The sequence below is a fragment of the Cryobacterium sp. Hh7 genome, assembly GCF_004403155.1.
GTDB lineage: Bacteria > Actinomycetota > Actinomycetes > Actinomycetales > Microbacteriaceae > Cryobacterium > Cryobacterium levicorallinum.
In genome coordinates, this window is the sequence record NZ_SOHG01000015.1 from 212854 (window position 1) to 237671 (window position 24818).

The window sequence follows — 24818 nt, forward strand, 5'->3', positions numbered from 1 at the left end:
TAGAAATGATTAGACGCTCAGGTAGCTGAGCAGGTCGTGCCGGGTGATGACGCCGAGTGGTTTGCCGCCGTCGGTCACGAGCAGCGCGTCGTGAGTGGCGAAGGCGGCGCGGGCGGCAGCGACGGGCTCGTTGACGCCGATCAGTGGCAGCGGCACGCCCACGATCGCCCCGATCCGGTCGGTGAGCTGCGCGTCGCCGGAGAAGACCCGGTCCATCAGAGCTCGCTCATCGACCGAGCCAAGCACCTCCCCCATGACGACGGGCGGCTTGGCGCTCAGCACGAGCAGCTGCGACACACCCTGGTTGGTCATGGTTTCGATGGCGTCACGCACGGTGTCGCTCGGGTGCACATAGACCAGAGCCGGCAGTCGCCCCGTCTTCGATTCGAGCAAATTGGCGACCGTGTGACCGGTGGGGGCTGCGCTGAAACCGTAGCTGCGCATCCACTTATCGTTGAAGATCTTGCCGAGATAACCGCGACCGCCGTCGGGCAGCAGGACCACGATGGTGTCGTCGGGTCCGAGCTTTTCGGCTGCACGCAGGGCGGCAACGACGGCCATTCCGCTCGAGCCGCCGACCAACATTCCCTCTTCGAGCGCGAGCCGCCGGGTCATCGCGAAGGAGTCGGCGTCGGAGACGGCGATGACCTCGTGCACGACGGCGGGATCGTAGGCGCCCGGCCAAAAGTCCTCACCAACACCCTCGACCAGGTAGGGCCGGCCGGTGCCGCCGGAGTAGACCGAACCTTCCGGGTCCGCTCCGATGATGCGCACGGCGTCGTTCGACACCTCCCGCAGGTAGCGGCCGGTTCCGGTGATGGTGCCGCCGGTGCCGACTCCGGCGACGAAGTGCGTGACCGCGCCGTCGGTGTCGCGCCAGATCTCGGGGCCGGTGGTCTCGTAGTGGCTGAGCGGGCCGTTCGGGTTGAAGTATTGGTTGGGCTTGAAAGCACCCGGAATGTCCCTGGCCAGCCGGTCCGAGACGCTGTAATACGATTCGGGGTCCTCCGGTGAAACGGATGTCGGCGTCACCACGATCTCGGCGCCGTATGCCGTGAGGACGTTGCGTTTGTCCTCGCCGACCTTGTCCGGCAATACGAACACGCACTTGTAGCCGCGCTGCTGCGCCACCAGGGCCAGGCCCACCCCGGTGTTGCCGGAGGTGGGTTCAACGATCGTACCGCCGGGTTTCAAGAGTCCATCGCGCTCGGCGGCGTCGATAATGCGCACCGCGATGCGGTCCTTCGCCGAGCCGCCCGGGTTGAGATATTCCAGCTTCACCAGCACCGTCGCGGTCAATCCCGCGGTGACCTTGTGGAGTTTGACCAGCGGCGTGTCACCGATGAGGTCGAGAATGGTGTTAGCGATTTTCATGGGAATTCCTTCTGTCGAGCCGCGCGCCAGTGGGCAGGCGCGGCCTCGGGTTGCACCGGCGCGGCGCGTTCCGGGCGGTGGCCGGGCGCGTTCGTGGAGGGTCGGCTAGCGACAGCAGCAACACAGCGAGTGAACGGGCACGCCTCCACTCTAACGGGCGGCGAGACCTGGCGACCAGCCTGAGACATGTCTGTGAGAGCGAGATCAGAGGGAAGCTGCAGGGGCGACTGATACGTTCGATTGGAAGTAGTTCCCACAGAGAGGCCGTCGTGACCCCCCAGCCCGGATCCCCAGTCAATAAAGCGTCGATCAAGGAAGAGCGTGCTGCGAAGCGTGCGAAGAAGCTGGAGGAATATCACCGCCAGCAGAAGCGCAGCAAGCGCAACCGACGGATCGGCATCATCGGCGGCTCGGTCGCCGCGGTCGCTGTCATCGCCCTCTTGGTGGCCACTTTTGCGCTCGCCCCGAAAGCGGCGAACTACGCGGGCGGCGGCGCCGGCGACGCGTCGACGATCGACGGCGTGGAGACCTTCACTAACACGGCCGGACACGTCGAAACGGCGGTGACCTACGAGCAGACGCCGCCCGCCGGTGGCGAACACGCCCCGGCCTGGCTCAATTGCGGCGTGTACGATCAGGCGGTTCCGAGCGAGAACGCGGTGCACTCCCTCGAGCACGGCGCAATCTGGGTTACCTATGACCCGGCGATCGCTGACGCCGAGCTCGACCTGCTCAAGACGGCGCTGCCCTCCAGCTACGTCGTGTTGTCGCCCTTCGAGGGAATTCCCGCACCGATCGTGCTGAGCGGTTGGAATGCCCAGCTGCAGATCGACAGCGCAGACGACCCCCGCATCGCCGAGTTCTTCACCGAATTCTGGAAGAGCACGAACGTGCCCGAAGACGGCGCCTCCTGCTCGGGCGCAATCGACGCCCCCGGCAAGGTTTCCTAGAGCGCGGGACAGCGTGCAGCCCATAATGCCTGCGCGACCAGCTGATGCCCCACCGTCGCGACCGCGCCGCACCCTGATTCGTGCGATCGCGGCATCCGTTCTGGTGACGGCGCTCGTAGTCGGAGCCGTGGCTTTCTCAATCGGGAGATTGAGCACGATCGTCGACGCGACGCCCGAGACGACGAGCGCCGAGGCCGGTTTCGCGCGGGATATGCAGGAGCACCACAACCAGGGGGTCGAACTCGCCCTGATCATCCGCGATCAAACCGATGATGAACCGGTGCGGCTGCTCGCCTACGACATCGCCACGACGCAGGCCAAGCAGAGCGGGCAGATGTCGGGCTGGCTCGCCGTGTGGGGGCTGCCGCAATTCGCCCCGGAGCCGTCGATGACCTGGATGACCCGACCCGGCCTCTCCGGCGAGACCCACGACGGACCGCACACGGCCGGTCCCGACGCCGTGCACGTCGCCGGGGAGCCGATGCCCGGGCTCGCGACCGCCGCCGAAATTGCCGCGCTCACCGCGGCCTCCGGGGTCGAAGCTGAACGCCAGTTTCTCGCCATCATGATCGCTCACCACCGGGGTGCGATCGGGATGGCCGAGGCGGTGCTGGACCGCAGCAACAACGCGACCGTGCAGTCGTTTGCGACCTCGGTCGTGCTGAGCCAGGAGTCCGAAATCGATCTAATGACCGGGATGCTCGCCGACCGTTCGTAGCCCTCCCCGGTGCGCGACAGGCGCCGGGCCCACCCTATGAACCGGGGCCCAGTCTATGAACTGGGCCCACGTTCCGGGCCCGGGCCCCGTGCACGATGGCGTCAGGGGTGGCGCGATAGGTCAGAATTTCGGTGCCGTTGCCTTCGTCGTCGTCGTCGGGGGCCACCCGAATCGTCACGCAGCCCGAGTCGAGCGAGATCGAGAACGGGTTTCGAGTGACCGTGTGCCCGGCCGTCGAGTACAGGCCGATCGGAAATTCCCGAGCGATCGTGCGCTGTGCGGTATCGATGAGTGCCAACCCGCCCAGCTCAAAGGCTCCGGATGCCCCGCTCAGCACCGCGATTCCGCTCGCGGCGATGAGACCCTCACCGAGAAAGCGGCAGTCCTGGTAGTCGATGAACCCGCTCGGATTCGGCCAATACGCGACCAACGCCCCAGCAACAGTCCAGGTGTAGAAGAACCGTGAGCCCCAGCTGGCGCCGTGTACGAGGCCATTCACCCGGTCGCAGACCACCCAGCTCACGTGGTCGGCGACCCGAAAGCGCTCCCGAACCTCGCCGGACGCCGGGTCGATCGTCATAATCATGCTCTGGCCGCCCGGGCGGTACTGCGCCACCGACACCCATACCGAACTGCCGTCGAAGTCGATGCCGCCCGGGTGGTATATCTCGCCGTCGCCCACGATCACATCCCGCTGCAGCGCTCCGCGCTCGTCGATGATGAACACGTGACCCACTCCACGGGTTTCGGCCTGAATCTCCACCGAAGACAGAAAGGTGAGTCCCGCGGCGAAGGCCAGCCCCTGCGGGTGGAAGGTGGCAAAGTTGAGCGGTAACCGATCGACCAGGTGCCAGGGCGTCTGCCGGTCGAGGCCGTCGAGTGCGTCGAGTGTGGGCATCAGCTCGCGCGCACGGCGGCGCGCCACAGGCCATACACTTCCGTCGCGGCCTCGGGGGCGGCCACCACGATGCCGCCGCGCCGAGGAAACGCGTTCGGAATCCCGTCTTCGTCAAGCACGACGCCACCGGCCTCCTGCACGATCAGGGTGCCGGCCAGATGATCGACGGCGCTGAACTGGCCGATCACCGAGGCTGCTCCCCGTCCGGCGGCGATTCCCACGACGGTCAGCGTGGCTGAGCCCATCACCCGCATGATGCTGAACCGCTCGCCCAGCGCGGTCAGGAGTTCGATCATGCCCGGCCACGGCAGGTGCCCGGCGAGTTCCGTGTTTACGACCCGTCCGGCCAGCGACAGTGGTCCCTCGCCGGCTCGGGGCAGCGCCAGGGCAGCGCCATTGAGCCGGGCGCCCTGCCCGGCCACCGCTTCGAACAGGTCGCCGCGCCAGGGTTCGGACACGACGGCGACGTAGGGAACGTGATCCACCGCCAGGGCGAGTGAAAACGACGTCCATGGAATCAGGTTGGCGTAGTTTGTCGTGCCGTCGACCGGGTCGAGGTACCAGCACGGCACACCGGCCTGCGCCTCGCCGCCCATTTCTTCGCCGACGAAGTTGTGGCCGGGAAACTTGGCAGCAATCCGCGCGCGAACATGGGCCTCGACGGCAACGTCCACCTCGGTCACGAGGTCGCCGGGGTTCGCCTTGGTCGAAATTGTTCCCTTGTCGGCGGATCGGCTGTAGTCCTGCGCCCAGATCGCGAGTTCCCGGGCAATCGCACTGGCCTCGCGCAGCTCGTCCGCCGAAAACGCCGAAACCGCAGAGAAAGCCGCCGGCTCAGGCCCGACGGCCTCGCGCACGGTCTCGGCGAGCAGAGCCAACCGATTGGAGGTCACGGAATCCACGCCCAGCGCGAGCACCCACCGCATGATCGCGGCGCTATCGACCGTCCAGCAGGCGACCCGCAAGCCCAGAGCATGAATGTCGTCCACGAGCTTTCGGCTGAGCACGACATACTCTGCGTTCACAAAATCCGGCCGGAGCTCATCGAGCAACTCAAGCGGTGGCGCCTCGCGCCGGTCCCACGGCAGCCAGATGCTAGCCGCAGCATCCAGAGAACGGATGCGCCGCATCCCGGCCAAACTTCCACACCACGCGACGTCCAGGCCGCTTTCTCGCACTACGTCAAAAGCCGGTGCGGCCGGCGCTTCCTCGTCCATGTCGATAAGCAGCAGGGCGGGGGAATCTTCGAACAGCTTCAGCGCGTCTCGCAACAACGGGACACGAAGATCGTCGCCGCCCAACAGGGCGACCTGCGCGTAGGTCAGGTCCGAGATGGCGGCGTCGAAGCCCCACAACCGAAGGAGGCTCGCATCGTGCAGCAACACCACCTGGCCGTCACGGGTGACCCGAACGTCGACCTCGACGTAGTCCGCCCCCGCCGCAATCGCCGATCGAATCGCTGCGAGGGTATTCTCCCGAAAATTCTGGGAATCCCCGCGGTGAGCGGTGACGGCGGCGACCCGCTGGGCGGCCGCGCTGGGCGCGCTCATGCCGCCACCCCGGCGGTCGTGACGAGCCGGCCCTGCCGAAAGGTAAGCGCCTTCTGGATGGCGGCGTGACCGCGATCGCCGGGCGCCGGTGGCAGCCCGGAGGCGAAGGAGCGAAGAGTGGCGTCATCGCGCTTCAGGTAGATTTCGTGAAAATGCCCGTGGGGCACGACGCGCTCGACGACGGCCGGGCGTGCATCGAATGATGCGTGCAGGGTGAACACCACGTCTTCCGGGCGAATGCCGATGACGTCGTCACCGGGCACGATGGCGCCGTTCAACAGCGAACCTTCGATCCGGTTCAGGCTGCCGATGAAGGTGGCGACGAATTCGGTTTCCGGCCGGGAATACAGCTCGGCCGGCCGGCTGAACTGCTCAATCTTTCCGGCGTTCATCACGGCGATTCGATCGGACATCGACATCGCCTCCTCCTGGTCGTGCGTCACGATCAGCGTCGTGATGCCCAGGCGCTGCTGAATTTCACGGATGTCCTCACGCACTTTCACCCGCAGCTTCGCGTCCAGGTTGCTGAGCGGTTCGTCCAGCAACAGCAGCTCCGGCTCCTGCACCAGGGCGCGCGCCAGGGCAACGCGCTGCTGCTCACCCCCGGAGATGCGGGCCGGCCGTGAGTTTTTGTGGTGCAGCAGGTTGACCAGCGCGAGGACAGCATCCACTCGCTGCTCGATCTCCTTTTTGCCGAGTCGACGCAGTTTGAGGGGGAAGCCGACGTTCTTCACGACCGTCATGTGCGGCCACAGCGCATAGTTCTGAAACACCATGGCACTGGGCCGTTTCTCGGCACCGAGGGCGGACACCTCGCGGTCGTGCACCTGGATCGAGCCGGCGTCGGGCGCGAGGAATCCGGCGATCATGCGCAGGGTCGTGGTTTTTCCACAGCCGGAGGGGCCAAGCAGGGAGACCAGCTCCCCGTCCTGCACGGTCAGGTCGAGATTGTCGATGATGGTGCGACCGCCGAGCACCTTGTGGAGGCCGCGCACGCGCAGACCGCGCGAGCCGCCGGCATCCGTTTCACGGTGTGTGGGTGTCGTGGAATGTATTTCTTCGATCAAAGTCATGGTCTTCTCTACACTTCTTGCGATTGCCGGAGCGGAGCTATTTGATTTGGAATCCCTCGGCGAGCGTGCCGCCGACGATGTGTTTGTGCGCCGCCAGCAGCAGGGCGACCGAGGGGATGGCCAGCAGAATGGAGAACACAGCCGCCACCTGATTCGGGTAGTTGAGCACGAGGGTGTACATCTGCGTTGGCATGGTCATAATGTCGGGTGCGCCAATGAGATAGGTACCCTGCGCCTCGTCGAACGACGCCAGGAACGACATCACCGCGGCCACCAAAATTCCGGGCAGGGCCAGGGGAAAGGTCACGCTGAGGAACACTCGCAGTTTCGAGGCCCCGGCATCGCGCGCCGCTTCCTCGAGACTGCGTGGCACCGCGGCGAAGGCCGCCGCGGGAATCCAGGTCATGAACACTACGGTTCCCAAAACGTGCACTATCAACACGCCCAGCACGGTGCTCATTAGGTTGAACGCGTAAAACAGCGAGGCGATGGTGACGTACAGACCCATTTTCGGGAAGGCGTTGAGGGCGAACAGCCCGATCAGAAAGGTTCGCCGACCCCAGAATTCGTAGCGCGCGAAAGCATACGCGGCCGGCAGACAGATGCAGGCCGACACCAGCACGGTCAACGCGGCGAGCGCGAGCGAATTCTGCACCGCACGGCCGAGCGTTTCGTCGCCGAGCACCACGCTCCACCAGCGCAGGGTCCAGCCGTCCGGGCCGAGGTTGGGGAAGGTCCAGGATTCGGCAAATGCTCGAATTCCCAGCCAGGCCAGCGGGCCGAGAATGAAAACGACCATGAGGACGAAAAAGAGCCCGCTGAGCGGACCGCTGAAGTTGAGCCGCGCTGCGTCCTGGCGCGCGCGCTTGGTGATCATCGTCATCAGACTTTTCCCTGATCCTTTGCTGATCGAAAGTTGGCCCAGACATACGCTGCAGCGATACCGGATGCGATCACAAAGACGATGAAGGCCATCACGACGGATTGCTGCGGCTGGTTGAAGGCCGAGAAATAGTTGGACATGCTCACGCCGAGCATGTTGGGCGCATTGGGCCCGGTGAAGTACGGCACCGTGAAGGAGCCGACCACGCCGATCGCGGTGAACGTGACCGCGATCAGGATCGGTACGAAGGCCATGGGAATGAGAATGGATACGACAATGCGCAGAAACCCGGCACCGGCGTCCCGCGCCGCTTCGATCATGGCGTTGGGAATGGCCTGCAGGCCGGAGGTGATCATGAGTACCGCGAACGGCAGCGAGGTCCACACAGATCCGATCACTACGGCGACCATGGTGAAGGCCCACACCGGTGCCTCGACACCGAACTGCGCAAAGACGCTGCGCACGAAGCCGTCACCGGAGTAGAACGTGACGATTGCCCAGGAGGCGATGACCACCGGTATAAACAGCGGGATGATCGCCAGACCGGACAGCAGCCGGGCCATCCGTCCGTCACGGAGCTTGAGGAACAGCCCGATGCCCAGGGCCAGAAAAATGACGATGACCGTGCTGAGCGCTGTCACGCCGACGGTGACCGAGAGGTCGCGCAGGATGCGGGAGTTCGAGAGCACCTCAATATAGGCCGCCGGTGTTCCCCACCAGTTCTCGGCTTCGTGCACGTTCAGGCCGATCGAGGCGATCACGTGGTTCAGGCCACCGGTCAGGCCGATGCTGAACGCAAATGCCAGGACGATCGGGAATCCCACGAACAGCAGAATCAAAATGATCGGGGGGAGGGCAAGGAAGAAGCCCAACCGGCGACGCGCCACAGCCGGGGTGGCTATGGCGCGTCGCTTTGAGCCCCTGGTCGGGGCGAGAGTCACTGTCCCGGAACTTCCTGATCCCACAGGTTGCTCAAGTCACTGCCCATCTGAGAGAAGTAGCCCTTGCGCAGGTTGCCGGTATCGGCATCCTCGAACTCGTTCTGGATGTCGGCCGAAAGCAGGTCGAGGCTGATTGCCGGGAAGCCGGCGATCTCGTTCACGATCATTTCCTGAGCGTCGGGGGTCAGGACGAAGTTGGCGAGCTTGAGCGCACCCTCCTGGCGGGGGCTGGCAGCCGGAACGCCGAGGTAGGCCGCGCTTCCGGTGAAGGACGGGTCGGCGATCTGCGTGTAGTTCACGGACTCGCCAATCGCGCCGTTCTTCTTGCCGGAGATGAACATGTCGGACCAGACCGGCGCCATCGAGATTTCACCGCTCGCCAGCAGGTCCAGCGTCTGCTGGTTGCCGTTGGGGTAGAAACCATTCTGGTAGATGTACGGGTTCAGGCTGCGGAGTGTTTCGAACCCTTCGGTCCACTCGCTTTCCAGTTCCTTCTCGTAGCCGACGGTCATTTTTGCGCGGGCATCCTCAGAGACGTACTTGTCGAGGACCGTCGCGACGAAGGCCGAGCCGGATCCGCCGGACTTCGGGGAGTTGTAGGTGAATTCGCCCGGGTTCGCCTCAATCCATGCCAGCAGCTCGTCGAGGGTCTTCGGCGGTGTCGGGATGGTGGCGGTGTCGTATGCCAGCAGAACGACGGAGCCGCGGTAGGCGATCCCGCCGGCGCCACCGGCCTCGACGACGTCACCGGGAATGTCGTTGAAAGCAGGGATTTCGTCCGGGGTCATCGGCGTCAGCAGTCCGGCCTCGGCGGCCATGGGCACGAATCCACCGTCAACGAGGTCGAAGCCCGGGTCCTTTTCCTGCTCCGTGGCACTCGTCAGCTTGGCCATCGTCTGGGCATCGTGCTCGCCGTGCAGATCGAGGTTGACCGCGACGGTGTAACCGGGGTTCTCCTCTTCGAAGGCAGGAATGAGGTGGTCTTCCCACAACGCCTGGATGTTTTCACCGCCACTGATGAGTACCGTGAGGGCCTGATCGGCCGACCCATCGGTGTCCAGCGATGTTGCGGCGCTGCTCTGCACGCATCCGGCTAAGGCCAGGATCGCGACTGATGCTACGGCTGTGGCGGCAAGGAGCCGAGTTGTTTTCATTACTGTCCGTCTGCTATTTGGGCGATGGGTAAGCCCCACTCTGGAGCACACCGATCTTCCAAAATACGGGTGACCAGCACATTGCCTGACGGTAAACACGAAACATTGCCCCGTTAACGCGAAGGTGAACAACACCCTGTCGTAAGTTACTTCTCGGTAATGGTGAGCCGCGAGTGCCGTCGCAGATTTCTGCGCGGCCGGCGCTACCTCACAGTGACTCCGCCTGATCGGCGGAGTCAGAAACGATGGATATGATTTCGCGCAGTGATTCAACGATGTGAACTGCACCTGCTTCCCACAGCACATCCTCGGTAGAGTATCCGCCCGCAACTCCGATGGGAATGTAGCCTGCTGCGGTGGCGGAGCGCATATCATACGCAGTGTCTCCAACATAGAAAGCACGGTTCCGACGATCCCGATGCTTGGAAAGTTGCACTACTTTGTCAGCGACCTCAGAATCTACGGCGTCCAACACTGAGGGCACCGAAAGTGATCGTTGGTCGAATTGAACAGCTGCAGCCGATGCAGCAGACACAACGCCCAACCATGCGCCTGCTGCGGAGAGTTCCAGGAAAGCAGCGTTGACTCCGGCGCGAAGACAGGTAGACGTCTGGGTCATCTGGTAGTTCCATTCCGCTTCGGCCTCATCGAGGTCTAGTGGCTGCACGCCGAGGTCGCGAAACATTCTTCTCATGGGGAGTCGGAATCGTTGGGAGAACTCTTCACTGTTGAGCGTTCCTAACGATCGCGCCGCCAGCACTGAATTCAGCGACGCGCGGGCACGGTCGGCGTCGAGCACGACCGTGCCATTCCAATCAAACATCACGATCGTGTCGGCCAACGCCAACGTGTTCGACGGTGCATCCATCACGCGGCGACCGGCTGACGGAGCGTGATCCCGACAGATTCTGCTGTTCCGACTCGATGTCCGGTTTTTTGCGAATAGACGTGCACGAGGCGTGGATCACACTGCACAGTCACCCGTGTGCCCGGTGAGGGAGTGTCTGCAACCTCGCAGCGAAACGTGACCGCATGACCGGAGTCGCTGGTCAACCGTACGATGCGATCTTTCCCCGTTGGTTCGACGAGCCCGACAACTCCGGATATCGCCCAGGCACCGTAGGTGGCGGAGTCAGTCGTGAGTGTGAGGTGTTCGGCACGTACGCCGAGCGTCAGCGCATCCGTCATCACAGCGGTGGAATGTTGGCCAAAAGCCGACTCGCCGGTCAGCTCATCGATTTTCACGAGGTTCATCGGCGGTGACCCAATGAACGATGCGACGAACAGCGTCTGGGGCACGGCGTACAGCTCATCGGGTGTTCCGAGCTGTTCGATGTGTCCCAGGTTAATGACGGCGATTCGATCGGCCATGGCCATCGCATCGAGCTGGTCATGGGTGACGTTGATGCCGGTGGCCCCAACCGAACGCAGTAAGGTGGCGATTTCGAGTCGGAGCACGGCATGCAGCTGGGCGTCCAGGCCGGATAGCGGCTCGTCCAGAAGAACGATTCCGCTTTGCCTTGCCAAAGCTCTGGCGAGAGCGATTCGCTGGCGCTGACCGCCTGACATCTCTTTGGGTTTTCGGTCCAGGAGATGCTTTACCTGCATCCGGTCTGCTACATCAACGGCCCGATTGTTCGCCACTTGCTTAGTTAAACCGAGTCCGTGACGGAGGCCAAGCGTGATGTTTTCTAAGGATGAGAGGTGCGGGTACAGCGCGAAATGCTGGAACACGATCGCAGCGTCTCGCTTATGCGGGGGGATGCCATTCTGAGGGACTCCGTTGAATGCGACTGTTCCCTTGTCGGGCTCCTCCAGCCCCGCGATGATGTGCAGCAACGTGGACTTGCCCGACCCGGACGGTCCGAGGATGGCGAAGTTCTCGCCATCCTCGATGTTCAGGTCGATCCCGTCAAGGGCTTTCACCTCGGCAAAAGACTTGTGAATTCCGAGAATCTTGACCGCGGTCATGTTGTTACTCGCTCACGATCAGGTCGATGTTCGTGACGGCCTCATTCACCGTTTCCGTGGCATCGGCACCCGACTGGAGTTTCTGAGCCATCAGGCGAACCGTGTCGAAGACCTCCATGGTGTCCTTTCCGGCGAATCCACCCCACGGAGTAAGCGGCTTGTCGTAGCTCCACGCGTAGGTCAGCTGCTTCGTCGCGGCGTCGCTGGCCAGGAGCGCGTCTCCCGCTTCATTATCGACCGGGATGTAGCTGTACGAAGTTCCACTGGCGGCGGAGACGGCCTCCGGGGAGAGCAACTCGGCGATCAAGGCATTGGAGTACGCTGCGCGGCAGGCGTCTTCGCTGAGCACGATCCAGCCGTTGCCGCCGGCGGGTAGGGCGCCTTCTTCATCTCCTTCGACACTGGGCAGGTCAACCGGCATCCAGTTGAATGCATCGCCGATGCCTTCCTGAATCGTGGCGATACCGGAGGTCGTCCAGACGAGGAACGCTGCATTTCCTCCGACGAACTGAGCGATTGCGTCCTGGTTGCCAGCGACGCCGAGCTCAAGATCCTTGTTCTTGAGGGTGGACCAGATGGAGAGTGCCTCGATGGCCTTCTCCGAGCCGAAGCCGGCGGTACCGTCGTCATTCACGTACGTTTCTCCCGAACCCTGCACCAAGGCCTGGCTAAACCAATCGGGCAGACCTTCGGTCGGGATAGTCACCGACGGCTTGCCTGTGTCAGCGGTGACTTTTTCTGCCGCCGCGACGAGGTCGTCCAGGGTTTCGATGTCCTTCGCGTCGCCAGCATCCGCGGAGTCGAGTGCATCTTGATTGACCAGCAAGACCGTGGCGGAGATTTGGTTGGTAGCTAGGTAAACCGTTCCATCGACCGTGCCAGCACCCAAGAATTGGGTTTTGTAGCTGGGGCGCAAGGCTGACACATCAATGGCTGCCGGAGAGTAGGTGTCAACCCAGAATTGCAGCTGGCCCAGCCCTGTCATGATGAGGTCAGGGCGGTTGCCCACAGCGATGTCTGCAACGACGGTTTTGGTGAGCTCGTTATAGTCAGACGTTGAGGGCGGGGTGGCATCGATGGTGAGCTCGGGATAGGTCTCCTGCAAGTTGGCCGTGGCGATCGCCATGGCCTCGGCTGCCATCAGCCCGTACGTTGCGGTGATGGTGTTTTCTGCCGGATCACAGTCGGCGATGTTGGCTGCCGCAGCGACGGAGGCTTCGGGGGCTGAAGCGGCCGACGAAGCGGCGCATCCTGACAGCAGAATTGAACCGGCGGCGAGAGCCCCGAGTGCGAGAGGGAGACGGTTTGGCATCATGATATGAACTCCTATGTGTGTGAAGGGCCGTGCTTGGGAAAGATTGCGGAAAAAGTGACGAGTCTCGTATTTATTGCGCATGATCAGCCTGGAATTTCGGCTCCGCTCATTCCTTGAACGAAGCGCTTCTGCGCCACGAGGAAGAGGATGATTACGGGCGCGGTTACGATCGCGGCACCCGCAGCCAGGGCGGAGTAGTCGAAACCAACGTCGGCCTGTTGAAAGACAGCAAGCGCGAGGGGCGGAGTGGCAAGTTCGGGGCTACGGGCGATCAGGAGCGGCCACATGTAGTCGTTCCAGTGGGTGAACACGGAGAACACGCTGAAAGCCGCGATACCGGGTGCTGCCATGGGAACGACCACGTTGTACAGAGTTCGTACGTGGCCCAACCCATCGGTGCGTGCCGCGTCCATGAGGGAATCGGGAATGGCCATCATCTGCTGGCGGAGGAGAAAGATCCCGAACGCGCTGGTCATATAGGGCAAAACGAGACCGGGGAGGGAATCGGCGAGGCCAACAGTATTAATTCCAATGAAGATGGGAATCAGGCTGACTTGTCCGGGGACGAGCAGGCAACCGATGACGATCGCGAGAGCGATTCCGACCCCGCGCATGCGAACCTTTGCGAGCACATAGGCCGCGGGAATGCAGGTGATGAGTTGGAGAGCGAGAATCGACAGCGTCATGGCAGATCCGATGAGGATCGCCAGGCCGAGGTTAGCGTCTGTCCAAGCACGGGCGAAATTCGACCAATCAAGGCTCGACGGGAGGAAGGACAGGCCGTCGAAGAACACTTCGTCTACAGGCGAAACGGCGGTCCGCATCATCCAATAGAACGGAAAGAGCGACACCAGAACGGCCAAGGCAATTACCAGCCACCGTCCGGTTCGAAACACGTGAATCATTTGCGACCTCCTGCGAGTACGCGTCGCTGAATGAGCCCGATGCCTACGAGCACGACAAGGAGCAGGAACGAGAGTGCGGAGGCTGCACCGAGATCGAAGTAGCCGAAGCCGAGTTTCCAGGTCATGGTGAGAATCGTTTCGCTGGATCCTTGCGGTCCGCCCTGTGTCATTACGTTGATGGTGTCGAAGACCTGCACTGAGCCGAGCACGGCGACGACCGTGGCAAAGACAACGGTGGGTTTCATGATGGGAAGCGTGATGCGGGTGAGTTTTGTCCAGCCCAGAATGCCCTCTGCCCTGGTGGCCTCATGGATGGTGCCGGGAACTGTGGCGAGTCCGGCGAAGAAGATCATCATGCTGAAGGAAGCGCTACGCCATACGCCGACCAAGGCGAGGGTGAGCAGCGAGGTGTTCGTGTCGCCGAGCCAATTGACGGCACCGAATCCGGCGAGACCCAGCATTTGGTTGATGAAACCTCCCTGAAAGGCGAACAGCCAACGAAACACGACTGCCATTGCCACCAGGTTGGCGGTCATCGGCAGGAACAATGCTGTTCGCACAAAAGCGCGCCCTCTGACCACTGAATTTGCCAGGAGTGCCAATCCCAGCCCGATCGCGAGGCTGGGCACGATGGTGATCACCGAGTAGACGAAGGTGTTGCCGATGGCCTGAAGTACGGCAGAGTCGGTCAGTACCCGTTCGTAGTTGGCCAGACCGACCCAGCGCCATGCGCCGCCGGTGAGCGGCACGGAGAAGAAACTGGCCGCGAGCGACAGAATTGCAGGAACGATCACAAAGGTGCCGATGCCGATGCCGGCCGGCAGCAGAAAGAGAACCGGAACAAGGTTCGTTCGGGCGAGCCTGGGCGGCCGCAGCGGCGAGTTGTCCGAGGAAACAATTTTCTCGTCGCGGGTCCGAGTCAGTGTAGTCATGACGCAATGTCTCGGGATAGAGCGAGCACATTGCCATCAACGCCAACGGCGATGACGCGGTCGCCCGCCTCCACGAGACTGGCGGCGATCGGTGAGGCGAGTTGGCTCTGACCGATAATGTTTCCGTCAAGGTCGATGCGGCGAACGATCCCGTCGAGGCCGGGCAGTATCAGGTGCGCTCCAACGAGGATTGGTGCAGCTATTACCGGGTGCGGAATTTTTGTGTACGACGCCATGGGGAAGGGGGCGGCTCCCGTGATTGGCCGGTCCCAGAGGGTCTGTCCGGTTTCGCGCTCCAGCAGTCGCAGCCCGTGACCCGTCACCGTAACGACGTAGCCCGCATCCGTGATGACCGGCGTCGCCGGGCTGAACCCGCCCTGGTGCGGCTGGGTCCAGATCGTTGCGCCTGTTGTCCGATTTACGCGGGTGGTGTTGCCATACGCCGGCATGAGTACCGTGTCAGTTTGTGAATCGTAGCTGGCCGTGCCCATGATGAGCATCCGCTTCAGTGCGAGGAAGGGATCCGTGCCATCCCAGTCGCCACGGTTCCACACGGACTCGCCCGTTCGAGCATCGAGACCGATTGGATGCGCGGGCGTGGGCCAGAAGCCCATTACCAACAGATCATCGACCAGCAGCGGCGCCGAGTGGTTCACGAGGTTGTGGTGCGGCGAAAGGTCGGTGCGACGCCAGATTACTTCGCCGGTGCGGATGTCTACGGCGCGCAAGTCGGACTGGTCACCGAGGTAGACCATTCCGTTGGCAACCGTTGGGCTACCCCAGGCGAAGCGGCGAAGCGAATCACTTGATTTCACGCTCCAGATGACCTCTCCGGTGCTGCGATCAAACCCGGTCAGGTCGCCACTCACCTCGGCAGCCACGACGACGTTGTCGGCGGCGGCCGGTGTCGTCTTCACGGCCGAGGCAGTGTGTGCTCGCCAGACCAGCGCTCCGGTGGCCAGATCAAAGGCCTCCACCGTTCCGGCCGCGCGATCCTCGATCTGGCCGCCAGCAAGAACGAGGTCGCCGTCAACGGATGCCCGCTGCCGGTGGCCGGCACCACCGAGTTCAGCCCGCCACAGCACAGCGGAATCGTCTGACCGGGTGCTCGTCGCCGCAAAAGTAGACGTAGAAACATCGCCGAGGGCATCGGGGACGGGAACGGTCAGCAGCGTCTGCGTCTTCAACGTGATGTTTTCGCCGTCCCAGGTAACAAGGCGGTAGGCCGGCGGACTGTAGTCGAGGCTTGCGAAGAACGTGGTGGGGCTGTTTACGTGCAGCGTGCCGTCAACCTCGACGACCCTCGACGTGTGCCAGTGGCCCGAAAAGGTTGCCTTGGGTAACCACGGCAGCTGCTCGATGATGGAGAAATTCGGCTGGTCATGGAACAGTAAAAGCCAGGGGCTGCCCTCTGGCCGAAGCTGAAGGTCTGCCCGCACCCAGTCGTTCTGCACCTCGTGGTCGATGCCGAGCTCATGGGTGTGCCAGTCGAGTGTCACCACGTGTAGCCCAGCGACATCGAAGCTGTACCAACGCGGCCCGAAGTAGCGTTCGTACAGCTCGGGCGTTCCATCATTGGTGAGATAGTTGTTGCGGCTGATGATGGCGCCGTGGCGTCCGTTCATGTGGTCGTGGTTTCCGGGAATGAGGTGCACGGGCACCGGGCTCGACGTCAGCACGTCGACGTACGCTTCGTATTCCTCAGTAACGCCGTGGTCGACGAGGTCACCCGTAACGAAAATGCTTTGAGCATTCGGCGCATACTCCGGCAGCCGGGTGAGAAAATCACGCACCTGGTCGGGAAGGCTGCCTTCGCGGTACAGCCCAGACTGATTCGCATCCGCTGCATCTTTCGGAACCGTCAGGTGCGTGTCGGTGAGGTGCACAAACTCGTAAGGAAGTGACTGGGGAGTTGCCAGCAGTTCGAAGCGGATGTCGGTCTCGTCGTCCGCCGGCGTCGGGACCCACCAGGGGGTCGCGGTGTGGCCAGACGGCCGCGTGATCACGACAAAGGACCCCTCACGTGGCAGGGTGAATAGACCGGACACATCGGTCTGGGTAACGTGGTGGCCATTGGTGACGACAATGCCCTCGGCCGGTTGGCCCGAGCTGTAAACAACGATTCCGTGCACGGATAGGTTCCTTCTCGTGTTGTGAGTATTCGGATTGCATAGGTTCAGGTCGCGCGACGAAACGAAGATTTCGCGCGATAGGCGGGGTCAGATGCGGTGCTCGATGAGTACGTCTTCGGTCATGGCCAGGTGCGCTGAGCTGGTGCTGCTGCGTAGTGCCAAGGTGACAAAGAGAGCATCGAGCACGGCAAAGTGCACGATTCGGCTCGTCATGGATTCAACCCGGTAGGCAGTTTCGGCACTCCCCGCGATAAGACTGAAGTCTGCGACGTCAGTCAGCGGCGAGTGCGAAAAACTTGTCAGGGCGACCGTTGTGGCACCAGACAGCTTGGCGGCGCGGGCAGTGGCGAGGGTTTCAAAAGTGGAGCCCGTGTGACTGATAGCAAAGAAGACATCGCCGGGGTGGAGCATCCGTGCACTGACATGTTGGGTATGGACGTCGAGAGCAAAAGAGGCATCGATCCCGATTTGGGTGAGTCGGTAGGCGGTATCGAGTGCCAGTGGCGCAGAGGTACCGACCGCTCCGAAAAGCACGCGTCGGGCGCCAACGACCTGTACGGCGATCGCTTCCAGCACGCTCAGGTCGAGAGTCTGGGCGGCTTGTCCGACGGCTCTGGCAGTTCCGTCCAGGACCTTGAGTGTGATCTCGGCGACGCCATCGCCGGGAACGATGTCGCCGAGGACACGGCGTGCGCTCGGCATTGACTCGCTGGCCAGGGTGATCTTGAGCTCCTGGAAACCACGCAGGCCGAGACTCACGCAGAATCGTATGACCGTGGCGGGACTGGTGCCAGCGATGGTGGCAAGTTCGCTCACCGACAGGTGGATGATGCCAAAGGGGTCCCGTAGGACAGCTTCCGCCACGCGTCGTTCGGCCGGACTGAAGTCGGTCAGTCCGGCACGGACTCGTTCCGCGGTATGAAGTGTGCCCGGGGCCTGCGGTGCAGTGGCAAGCTCAGGATCTATTGTTTCGGTCACAACTGCGACGTTAGGCAGCCATTGTGAACGCGCTCCGCCACGCAGATGAACGCTGAACGTTAATTTCAATAAATACCAAGTATTGAAAATTCATTTCGATCTCACTGCAGATCGTCGGGCTCGATTGCGAGTTCGCCTCGCCAGCTGGCTGAAATCCTGCGATTCGTTGGGGAGCTGCGCAGCCGACTACATCAGAGCGGATTCGAACCACGCGGCATGCGCCGGGCCCACCTTATGAACCCCGGCCCAGTTTCTAACCTGGGCCCACGGTCCGGGCCCGGGCCCCGTCCCGAAAGCTGGGGCGGGGAGGTTTAGACGGCGGGGGTGGGGCTGGACGTGATTTGGCGGGCGTAGAGAGACGCGTAGACGGCGCCTCGGGCCAGCAGTTCGGCGTGGGTGCCGCGCTCGACGATGCGGCCGGCGTCGACGACGAAGATCACGTCGGCGTCGACGATCGTCGACAGGCGGTGGGCGATCGCGATGGTCGTGCGGCCGTGACTGGCCGTGTCGAGCGCGGCCTGCACGACGCTCTCCGAGATGGAGTCGAGCGCGCTCGTGGCCTCGTCAAGAATGAGTACCGGCGGGTCCTTCAGCAGCACCCGGGCAATAGCGATGCGCTGCTTCTCGCCGCCGGACAGCCGGTAGCCGCGCTCCCCCACTATGGTGTCGTACTTCGCCGGAAAGGAGTCGATCGTGTCATGGATGTTGGCGGCGCGCGCTGCGGTGACCAGCTCGGCATCCGTTGCCTCGGGTTTCGCGTAACGCAGGTTCTCGGCGATAGTCGCGTGAAACAGGTAAGTTTCCTGGCTGACGATGCCGATGTGCGATACGAGTGACTCCTGCTGCAGGTCCCGCACGTCGACCCCGGAGAACATCACCCGGCCGGCCGAGACCTCGTAAAAGCGCGGAATCAGGTAGGAAACCGTGGTTTTGCCGGCGCCGGACGGCCCGACAAAGGCCGCGAACTGGCCCGGCTCGATTGTCAGGGACACGTCGTCGAGGGTCGGGCGGGCGTCGCCGCCGGCATCAGGGTAGGCAAACCGCACGCGGTCGAACTCGACCCGGCCCCGATCGGTGCCGGCCGTCGGCACGAGCACCGCGTCGGGCTTGTCGCTGATCGCCGGCTTCAGGTCGAGGTATTCAAAGATGCGCGCAAACAGTGCTGATGAGGTTTGCAGGTCGAGGGCGACCCGCATGAGTCCGAGCAGTGGAAAGATCAGCCGGGACTGCACGGTCGTGAAGGCCACGATCGTGCCGGGAGTGATCTCGGTCGTTCCGTTGAACACGAGCGCGCCGGCCACGAGGTAGACGATCGCGGGAATCGCCGACAGGAACACGCTCACGGTGGCGAAGAACCACTGGCCGCTCATCTGCTGGCTCACCTGCAGCCGCACCTGGTTGCGGTTCTCCTGCGCATACCGATCGATCTCGTTCTGCTGCCGGGTGAAGCTCTTGGAGAGCAGAATTCCCGACACGCTCAGTGTCTCCTGGGTGATCGCGGTCATGTCCGAGAGCGATTCCTGGGTCTTTCCGGCGATGCGCGCCCGCACCTGCCCGACCCGGCGCTGGGCGAACACCAGAACCGGCATCAGCACGACCGCCACGATGGTCAACTGCCAGTTGAGCAGCAGCATCGCCACGAACGCCGCGATCACCGTGACCGTGTTGCCCAGGATGCTGGAAATCGTGTTGGTCAGCACCGTCGCGACACCGCCGACATCGTTTTGCAGCCGCGACTGAATCACGCCGGTCTTGGTCTTGGTGAAGAAACTCAGTTCCATGGCCTGCAGGTGCGTGAACAGTCGCACCCGCAGGGCACCCATCACCTTGTTGCCGACGCTCGCGGTGAGCCAGGTTTGCCAGACGCCGAGCAGCGCGTTGACCAGAAAGACGCCGAGCATGAGCGCAACGAGAACGCCAAGCACCGAGAGGTTCGGGGTGCCACCGGGCGGAAAGAGGCCGTCGTCGAAGGCCCGCTGGGTGAGCAGCGGCGGCACGACCGAGAGGGCTGCGCTGATCAGAACGAGTACGACCGTGACGATGAGGGTGTTGCGGTGCGGCGCGAACAGATCGGTGATGCGGGCGAGCAGGTGCGGGATGCGCGGGGCGAGCGCGTTCTCGGCGCGCTGCGCCGCGGTATCCGCTCCGCTGACTCGCTTGCGGGGGCGCTCCACCCCCGCCTGCTGCCGCGGGCCGTGGCCAGGGGCCCCGTGCATTCCACTCATGCACTTACTCTAAACGTCAGCGCAGATTCGGCAGAACGGATGCCCACGACCGGCTCGGCCACCGGCATCCGTTTCTGAAATAGCCGCCACTACCCCTTCGTGGCTCCAGCCAGCAGCCCGCGAACGAAGTACCGCTGCAGGGAGAGGAAGACAATCACCGGGACGAGGATGGACAGGAACGCGGCCGCCGTGAGCAGATACCAGTCCTGCCCTCGAGTACCGGAGAGGTCCGCCAACAACTTGGTCATCGGCGCGACAGCGCCGTCGGCGAAGATCAGGGCGACGAGCAGGTCGTTCCACACCCAGATGAACTGAAAAATGGCGATCGACGCGATGGCCGGCATGTTCAGGGGCAGCACAATGCGGAAGAAGATCTGCGCGTGGCCGGCACCGTCAACCCGAGCCGCTTCGATCACGTCGGCCGGAATCTCCGAAACGAAGTTGTGCAGCAGATAGATCGCCAGCGGAAGGGCGAACATCGAGTGGGCGATCCACACCTGGGCGTACCCGCCCGCTTCGAGCGGTGCCACCGAGGGAAATCCGAAGAACTCACCCTGCGAGAAAAAGAGCAGCAATGGCACCAGGGCCATTTGGATGGGCACGATCTGAAGCGCGAACACGCCGATGAACAGGATGTCCTTGCCTCTGAAATCGATCCACGCGAACGCGTAGGCCGCCATGCTGGCGATCATCAGCGGTATCAGTGTGGCGGGAAGAGTGATCACGATCGAGTTAATGAAGGACCCTGCCAGGTCCAGCTGGCTGTTTCCGGCGGCGAGTGCTGAGCGGTAGTTGTCGAGGGTGAGTCCCGGATTCGAGAAGATGGTCCACCATCCGGTGGTGCGCACCTCCTGGGCAGGACGGAACGACGAGACGAACAGTCCCAGCGTGGGGATGGTCCAGACGATGGCGATGACGAGCGCGGCGATGGTCGCTCCGCGACTGGTGAGTCGCCGCTTGGCATTCTTGGCGACCGAATTCTCGGCGCGGCGTTGTCCTCGGCGCAGCTGCCGTCGTGTCGCGTCATCGAGGCGGATTTCTGCGGGTGTGGCCGTCATCGGATTTCCCTCTGCTTCTTGATCTGGCGGGCGTTATAGACAACGATCGGCACGACCAGCACGAACAGGATCACTGCGAATGCCGCCGACCGTCCCAGTTCGAAGTTCTTGAACTGCGTATACATCTCATTGGCGACGACGCTGGTTTCGTTCGCGCCGCCCGTCATGGTTCGAACAATGTCGAAGACCTTGAGCGACACGATGGAGATCGTCGTGAGCACGACGATCAAAGCGCTGCGGATTCCGGGGACTGTGACGTTGGTGAATCGCTGCCACGCGCTTGTGCCGTCGAGTTCCGCGGCCTCCATTTGCTCCACGGGCACGCCCTTGATCGCTGCCGAGAGCACTACCATGGCGAACCCGGTCTGTGCCCAGATGAGAACGACGATGAGGAAGAACGTGTTCCACGGCGACTCGGCGATGAAGTCGACCGGCTGACCGCCGAACCAGACCACGATCTGGTTCAGAAGTCCGATCTGGTCCTGATCGGCCGGGCGTGCCGTGTAGACAAAGCGCCAGATGATCGAAGCGCCAACGAACGAAATCGCCACCGGCAGAAAGACCAGGGTCTTGAAGTATTTCTCGCCACGACTCTTATCGATGAAGACGGCGTAGGCGAGTCCGGCGATGGTGGAGATGGTCGGAACGATCAGCACCCAGACGATTGTGTTGATGATGATCCGCACGTTTTCCGGCTGGCCGAACACCCAGGCGAAGTTCTCGAAGCCCACGAATCGGTCGCCGCGCGCGCTCAGGAAGGACTGCACCGTGGTGGAAATAGTGGGGACGATCAGGCCGATACTCAGCAGGATCACGGCCGGCGCGAGAAAGCCAACCAGCTGAAAGAGGTAGCCAGGGCCTTTGCGCGAGCGGAAGTCCAGCACGAAGAAGAATCCGCCGAGCACTCCAGCCCCGAGGATGGCCCACCAATACGACCCGCCAACGGCCAGGAGGAGTACCGGAGCCGCAATGCACACCACCAGCCGGATAACCGTGTAGATCCGCCCCGCTCGCGGCGCGATCTCGACGAAAAAGAGCACCAGTCCAACCACCGCGGCAAAGGCCCCGATGATGATGGGAACCTGCGCCAGCGGCGGCAGTTGCGCCAACCAGGCAAAGAAATCAGACATCTGAAACCTTTCGAGTACAACGGTGGACTCTTGGCGACCGCCGTCCCGGTGAAAAGGCACGGTCCAACGGCGGTGATCGTACGCATACAGCACACCGGCAAGAGCGTGGGCCGCCCGCTTTGTTGTGCGGGCGGCCCACAGTGGGTTACGTGACTATTCCGAGGGCCAGCCGGCCTCAATGCTGGTCAGCACGTCGGCCGTCGGGGTGCCGTTGATCCAGGACACAATTCCCTTCCAGAAGGTTCCCGCCCCCACCGTTCCCGGCATAAGATCCGAACCGTCGAAGCGGAAGGTCGTGTTCGGGTCCTGCAGAATCTTGATCGACTCCTGAAGGATCGGGCTCGTCGCATTCTCCGGGTCCAGCCCGGAGTTTGCGCTGAGGACTCCGCCGAGGGCGACTCGACTGTTCGCCCATTCCGGGCTGGAGAGGTACGCCTGCACCTTCTGGGTGTCGGCGTCATCGGCGAACGCTCCGACGAACTCGCCACCACCGGTTACCGCCTGGCCACCCTCTTCGATCGAGGGAGTGATGAAGGCCCACACGTCGGCGTCGGGTCCGACCTCGCCGCCGGCATCCGCGATGAACCCGTCGAAGAAGGATGCCTGGTGGTGCAGCGCGCAGGTCCCATCAGCGATCGGGGTGGCAACGTCACCGAACGGGATGCTGTTGATCGACTTCACGTCACCGAAGGTGGCGTTCACATAGTCGGGGTTCAGCAGAATCTCGCCGACCGCGTCAAAGGCTTCCGCGATCTGGGGGTCAGTGAATGGCACCTCGTTGGCGACCCACTGGTCATAGACGTCCGCGCCGGCCTGCCGCAGAACCAGGTCTTCGACCCAGTCTGTTCCGGGCCAACCGGTGGCGTCACCCGAGCCGAACCCGGCGCACCAGGGGGCCGTTCCCGTCTTTTCCTGGATGGTCTTGGTCACAGCGAGGAGGTCGTCCCACGTCTTGGGAACCTCGACACCCCATTCGGCGAACTTGGACGGCGAGTACCAGATGAAGCCCTTCACGCTGGCCATTAGCGGCGCACCGTAGAATACGTCGTCTACCGTGCCGTAGGCCTTCCAGTCTGCGGACCAGTACTCATCGACGTTGTCTTCGACGGCCGTGGGGGCTGGCTTGAGAAAGCCGCGACTGGCCAGGTCGGCGAAGAGACCGGGCTGCGGGATGATGGCGAGGTCGGGGGCATTGCCGCCCTGAGCCCGGATCGCGATCTGCGCCTCGAACTCCTTGGAAGACTCGAACTTGATCTCAATGTCGTTCTCCGCCTCCCAGTCTGCCCAGGACTCTTCAAGCAGCTCGGCCTCCGTGCCGGAGATTCCGCTGTAAACGCTAACCGACCCGTCGCCCGCAGCGCCGGCTTCGGCATCGGTGCCACCAGGGCCGCCGGAGCAGCCTGCGAGGGTAATGCCGGCGATCGCCGCTAGGGCGACCGGAGTGATGATACGACGGTGCAGGAAGGACCGCATCTTTTTTCTCCTCATTGAGTGTTCGTGTTCAGCAACGATCGGCACGGATATTCTGCCGTGAAGCGATGGTACAGGGGCGGAACTCGGGAACCGGTTCCAGAGGCCAAGCTATGTCACCCATTGAGGGAAAGCAAGGCGGTAAATGTAACGGAATGGCAAAGATGTCGCCGCTTGTTGCGGCGGGCAATGAACTCTAGTGACGAACATCAGAAAAAAACCAGAGCTTTCATGGAACCGGTTCCATGCCGGTGCAGAACAGGCTAGTCTGAACGCGGAGTCCACAAGGACGGAGGCCCCATGAGTGCAATCGCGGACGTCGCGCGCCTCGCCGGAGTGGCTAAGGCCACGGCCAGCCGGGCGCTGAGCGGCCGGGGTTACGTCTCGGCCGAGACCCGTCAGAGGGTCGTGGCGGCCGCGCTTGAGATCGGTTACGTCGCCTCGCCCAACGCGGCGAGCCTGGTAACCGGACGCACCCAGAGCGTTGGCGTCATCATTCCGTACATCAGTCGATGGTTCTTCGGAGAAGTGCTCGAAAGCCTGGAACTAGCACTGCTCGACCAGGGCTACGACATGACCCTCTATAACCTGCCACCGGCCTCCCCCGAGCGCGACCGGGTCTTCGACTTCTTCCTGGCCCGCAAACGCTTCGACGGCATTATCTCGGTCGGCGTTGCCCTGAGCGAGCGGGAAGTCGACCACCTGCACCGTCTCGGTCGGCCTCTCGTCGGCATCGGCGGCTCCATTCGCGGCGTGACCACGATCGAAATCGACGACGTGGCCGCGGCGCGTCTGGCCACCGAACACCTGCTCAGCCTCGGCCACCGTGACATCGTGCACGTTGGCGGCAGCCAGGTCGACGAGATGGATTTTCACGTGCACAGCAATCGCCTGCGCGGTTTTCAGGCCGCGATGATAGCCGCCGACCTCTCGGTGAGCGGCTGCTTCTACTCCTGCGAGTTCACCATGCCCGGTGGGTACGAGCTGGGCCTCGCCATTCTCGGCGACCCGCGGCGGCGCCCCACCGCTATCTTCGCCGCGAGCGATGAGATCGCCTTCGGGTGGCGAGTAGCGCTTGATGGTAGCGCCAGTCCAGGTAATTGGTAGCAAAGTTCTGACGAGGTGGTAGCGGCCCGGGCTTGGTGCCCGGGCCGCCGTGGT

General features: G+C 63.0%; 21 protein-coding genes. 3 read left to right on the forward strand and 18 right to left on the reverse strand.

Features of this window, described 5'->3' with window-relative positions; translation table 11 throughout:
• Positions 1–9: 9 nt before the first annotated feature.
• A complete protein-coding gene (locus tag E3T43_RS04930; protein ID WP_134471546.1) occupies positions 10–1374 on the reverse strand; it encodes a cystathionine beta-synthase in 1365 nt (454 codons plus the stop codon).
• 269 nt (positions 1375–1643) lie between these two features.
• Here E3T43_RS04930 and E3T43_RS04935 point away from each other — a divergent pair, with 269 nt between their 5' ends.
• Both E3T43_RS04935 and E3T43_RS04940 read left to right on the forward strand, forming a co-directional pair.
• Positions 1644–2324 carry a DUF3105 domain-containing protein gene (locus tag E3T43_RS04935; protein ID WP_134471547.1) on the forward strand — a complete coding sequence of 227 codons (681 nt, stop codon included), beginning with the start codon at positions 1644–1646 and terminating at the stop codon, positions 2322–2324.
• Between the two features lie 25 nt (positions 2325–2349).
• A complete protein-coding gene (locus E3T43_RS04940) occupies positions 2350–3042 on the forward strand; it encodes a DUF305 domain-containing protein (RefSeq protein ID WP_134471548.1) in 693 nt (230 codons plus the stop codon).
• A gap of 34 nt (positions 3043–3076) precedes the next feature.
• Here the strand turns inward: E3T43_RS04940 and E3T43_RS04945 are convergent, their stop codons facing one another.
• The 17 genes from E3T43_RS04945 to E3T43_RS05025 form a co-directional block, all read right to left on the reverse strand.
• Entirely contained in the window at positions 3077–3940 is an 864-nt protein-coding gene (locus E3T43_RS04945) for a DUF6454 family protein (RefSeq protein WP_134471549.1), read from the reverse strand.
• Complete coding sequence (locus tag E3T43_RS04950; protein WP_134471550.1) at positions 3940–5490, reverse strand: inositol monophosphatase family protein; 1551 nt, start codon at positions 5488–5490, stop codon at positions 3940–3942. Before E3T43_RS04950 ends, E3T43_RS04945 begins: the two co-directional genes overlap by 1 nt.
• A complete protein-coding gene (locus tag E3T43_RS04955) occupies positions 5487–6563 on the reverse strand; it encodes an ABC transporter ATP-binding protein (protein WP_134471551.1) in 1077 nt (358 codons plus the stop codon). Before E3T43_RS04955 ends, E3T43_RS04950 begins: the two co-directional genes overlap by 4 nt.
• Positions 6564–6600: 37 nt before the next feature.
• Positions 6601–7446 carry an ABC transporter permease gene (locus E3T43_RS04960; protein ID WP_241978819.1) on the reverse strand — a complete coding sequence of 282 codons (846 nt, stop codon included), beginning with the start codon at positions 7444–7446 and terminating at the stop codon, positions 6601–6603.
• The gene (locus E3T43_RS04965; protein WP_241978820.1) at positions 7446–8387 is read right to left on the reverse strand and encodes an ABC transporter permease; all 942 of its coding nucleotides are present in this window, start codon (positions 8385–8387) and stop codon (positions 7446–7448) included. Before E3T43_RS04965 ends, E3T43_RS04960 begins: the two co-directional genes overlap by 1 nt.
• Complete coding sequence (locus E3T43_RS04970; protein WP_134471552.1) at positions 8384–9541, reverse strand: extracellular solute-binding protein; 1158 nt, start codon at positions 9539–9541, stop codon at positions 8384–8386. The genes E3T43_RS04965 and E3T43_RS04970 overlap by 4 nt, the downstream gene beginning before the upstream one ends.
• Before the next feature lie 208 nt (positions 9542–9749).
• Positions 9750–10409, reverse strand: coding sequence for an HAD family hydrolase (locus E3T43_RS04975; RefSeq protein ID WP_241978826.1), 660 nt, complete (start codon positions 10407–10409; stop codon positions 9750–9752).
• Entirely contained in the window at positions 10409–11512 is a 1104-nt protein-coding gene (locus tag E3T43_RS04980) for an ABC transporter ATP-binding protein (protein ID WP_134471554.1), read from the reverse strand. Before E3T43_RS04980 ends, E3T43_RS04975 begins: the two co-directional genes overlap by 1 nt.
• 4 nt (positions 11513–11516) lie before the next feature.
• Positions 11517–12827 carry an extracellular solute-binding protein gene (locus E3T43_RS04985; protein ID WP_166791235.1) on the reverse strand — a complete coding sequence of 437 codons (1311 nt, stop codon included), beginning with the start codon at positions 12825–12827 and terminating at the stop codon, positions 11517–11519.
• Between the two features lie 83 nt (positions 12828–12910).
• Positions 12911–13732 (reverse strand): carbohydrate ABC transporter permease, encoded by an 822-nt coding sequence (locus E3T43_RS04990; RefSeq protein WP_166791236.1) that lies wholly within the window; start codon positions 13730–13732, stop codon positions 12911–12913.
• Positions 13729–14664: a carbohydrate ABC transporter permease gene (locus tag E3T43_RS04995; protein WP_134471556.1), complete on the reverse strand. Its 936-nt coding sequence runs from the start codon at positions 14662–14664 to the stop codon at positions 13729–13731. The genes E3T43_RS04990 and E3T43_RS04995 overlap by 4 nt, the downstream gene beginning before the upstream one ends.
• Positions 14661–16796 (reverse strand): PQQ-binding-like beta-propeller repeat protein, encoded by a 2136-nt coding sequence (locus tag E3T43_RS05000; protein ID WP_198414312.1) that lies wholly within the window; start codon positions 16794–16796, stop codon positions 14661–14663. The genes E3T43_RS04995 and E3T43_RS05000 overlap by 4 nt, the downstream gene beginning before the upstream one ends.
• A gap of 87 nt (positions 16797–16883) precedes the next feature.
• On the reverse strand, positions 16884–17774 hold the full coding sequence (locus E3T43_RS05005; RefSeq protein ID WP_198414313.1) for a MurR/RpiR family transcriptional regulator: 891 nt from the start codon (positions 17772–17774) through the stop codon (positions 16884–16886).
• A gap of 311 nt (positions 17775–18085) precedes the next feature.
• The gene (locus E3T43_RS05010) at positions 18086–19999 is read right to left on the reverse strand and encodes an ABC transporter ATP-binding protein (RefSeq protein ID WP_370449872.1); all 1914 of its coding nucleotides are present in this window, start codon (positions 19997–19999) and stop codon (positions 18086–18088) included.
• 89 nt (positions 20000–20088) lie between these two features.
• The gene (locus tag E3T43_RS05015) at positions 20089–21057 is read right to left on the reverse strand and encodes a carbohydrate ABC transporter permease (protein ID WP_134471557.1); all 969 of its coding nucleotides are present in this window, start codon (positions 21055–21057) and stop codon (positions 20089–20091) included.
• Positions 21054–22187 (reverse strand): carbohydrate ABC transporter permease, encoded by a 1134-nt coding sequence (locus E3T43_RS05020; RefSeq protein ID WP_134471558.1) that lies wholly within the window; start codon positions 22185–22187, stop codon positions 21054–21056. Before E3T43_RS05020 ends, E3T43_RS05015 begins: the two co-directional genes overlap by 4 nt.
• Positions 22188–22340: 153 nt before the next feature.
• A complete protein-coding gene (locus tag E3T43_RS05025) occupies positions 22341–23660 on the reverse strand; it encodes an ABC transporter substrate-binding protein (protein WP_134471559.1) in 1320 nt (439 codons plus the stop codon).
• A gap of 297 nt (positions 23661–23957) precedes the next feature.
• Between E3T43_RS05025 and E3T43_RS05030 the strand changes: the two genes are divergently transcribed.
• Positions 23958–24764 (forward strand): LacI family DNA-binding transcriptional regulator, encoded by an 807-nt coding sequence (locus tag E3T43_RS05030; RefSeq protein WP_134471560.1) that lies wholly within the window; start codon positions 23958–23960, stop codon positions 24762–24764.
• Positions 24765–24818: the final 54 nt, after the last annotated feature.

Excerpts from the sequence above, each read along its gene's own strand:
- E3T43_RS04945 (WP_134471549.1), bottom strand. The coding sequence starts at position 3,940 with ATGCCCACACTCGACGCACTCGACGGCCTCGACCGGCAGACGCCCTGG.
- E3T43_RS04960 (WP_241978819.1), bottom strand. The coding sequence starts at position 7,446 with ATGACGATGATCACCAAGCGCGCGCGCCAGGACGCAGCGCGGCTCAAC.
- E3T43_RS04995 (WP_134471556.1), bottom strand. The coding sequence starts at position 14,664 with ATGACTACACTGACTCGGACCCGCGACGAGAAAATTGTTTCCTCGGAC.
- E3T43_RS04955 (WP_134471551.1), bottom strand. The coding sequence starts at position 6,563 with ATGACTTTGATCGAAGAAATACATTCCACGACACCCACACACCGTGAA.
- E3T43_RS05020 (WP_134471558.1), bottom strand. The coding sequence starts at position 22,187 with ATGTCTGATTTCTTTGCCTGGTTGGCGCAACTGCCGCCGCTGGCGCAG.
- E3T43_RS05015 (WP_134471557.1), bottom strand. The coding sequence starts at position 21,057 with ATGACGGCCACACCCGCAGAAATCCGCCTCGATGACGCGACACGACGG.
- E3T43_RS04980 (WP_134471554.1), bottom strand. The coding sequence starts at position 11,512 with ATGACCGCGGTCAAGATTCTCGGAATTCACAAGTCTTTTGCCGAGGTG.
- E3T43_RS05025 (WP_134471559.1), bottom strand. The coding sequence starts at position 23,660 with ATGCGGTCCTTCCTGCACCGTCGTATCATCACTCCGGTCGCCCTAGCG.
- E3T43_RS04975 (WP_241978826.1), bottom strand. The coding sequence starts at position 10,409 with ATGGATGCACCGTCGAACACGTTGGCGTTGGCCGACACGATCGTGATG.
- E3T43_RS04950 (WP_134471550.1), bottom strand. The coding sequence starts at position 5,490 with ATGAGCGCGCCCAGCGCGGCCGCCCAGCGGGTCGCCGCCGTCACCGCT.
- E3T43_RS05030 (WP_134471560.1), top strand. The coding sequence starts at position 23,958 with ATGAGTGCAATCGCGGACGTCGCGCGCCTCGCCGGAGTGGCTAAGGCC.
- E3T43_RS04970 (WP_134471552.1), bottom strand. The coding sequence starts at position 9,541 with ATGAAAACAACTCGGCTCCTTGCCGCCACAGCCGTAGCATCAGTCGCG.
- E3T43_RS04990 (WP_166791236.1), bottom strand. The coding sequence starts at position 13,732 with ATGATTCACGTGTTTCGAACCGGACGGTGGCTGGTAATTGCCTTGGCC.
- E3T43_RS05010 (WP_370449872.1), bottom strand. The coding sequence starts at position 19,999 with ATGAGTGGAATGCACGGGGCCCCTGGCCACGGCCCGCGGCAGCAGGCG.
- E3T43_RS04940 (WP_134471548.1), top strand. The coding sequence starts at position 2,350 with ATGCCTGCGCGACCAGCTGATGCCCCACCGTCGCGACCGCGCCGCACC.
- E3T43_RS04930 (WP_134471546.1), bottom strand. The coding sequence starts at position 1,374 with ATGAAAATCGCTAACACCATTCTCGACCTCATCGGTGACACGCCGCTG.
- E3T43_RS04985 (WP_166791235.1), bottom strand. The coding sequence starts at position 12,827 with ATGATGCCAAACCGTCTCCCTCTCGCACTCGGGGCTCTCGCCGCCGGT.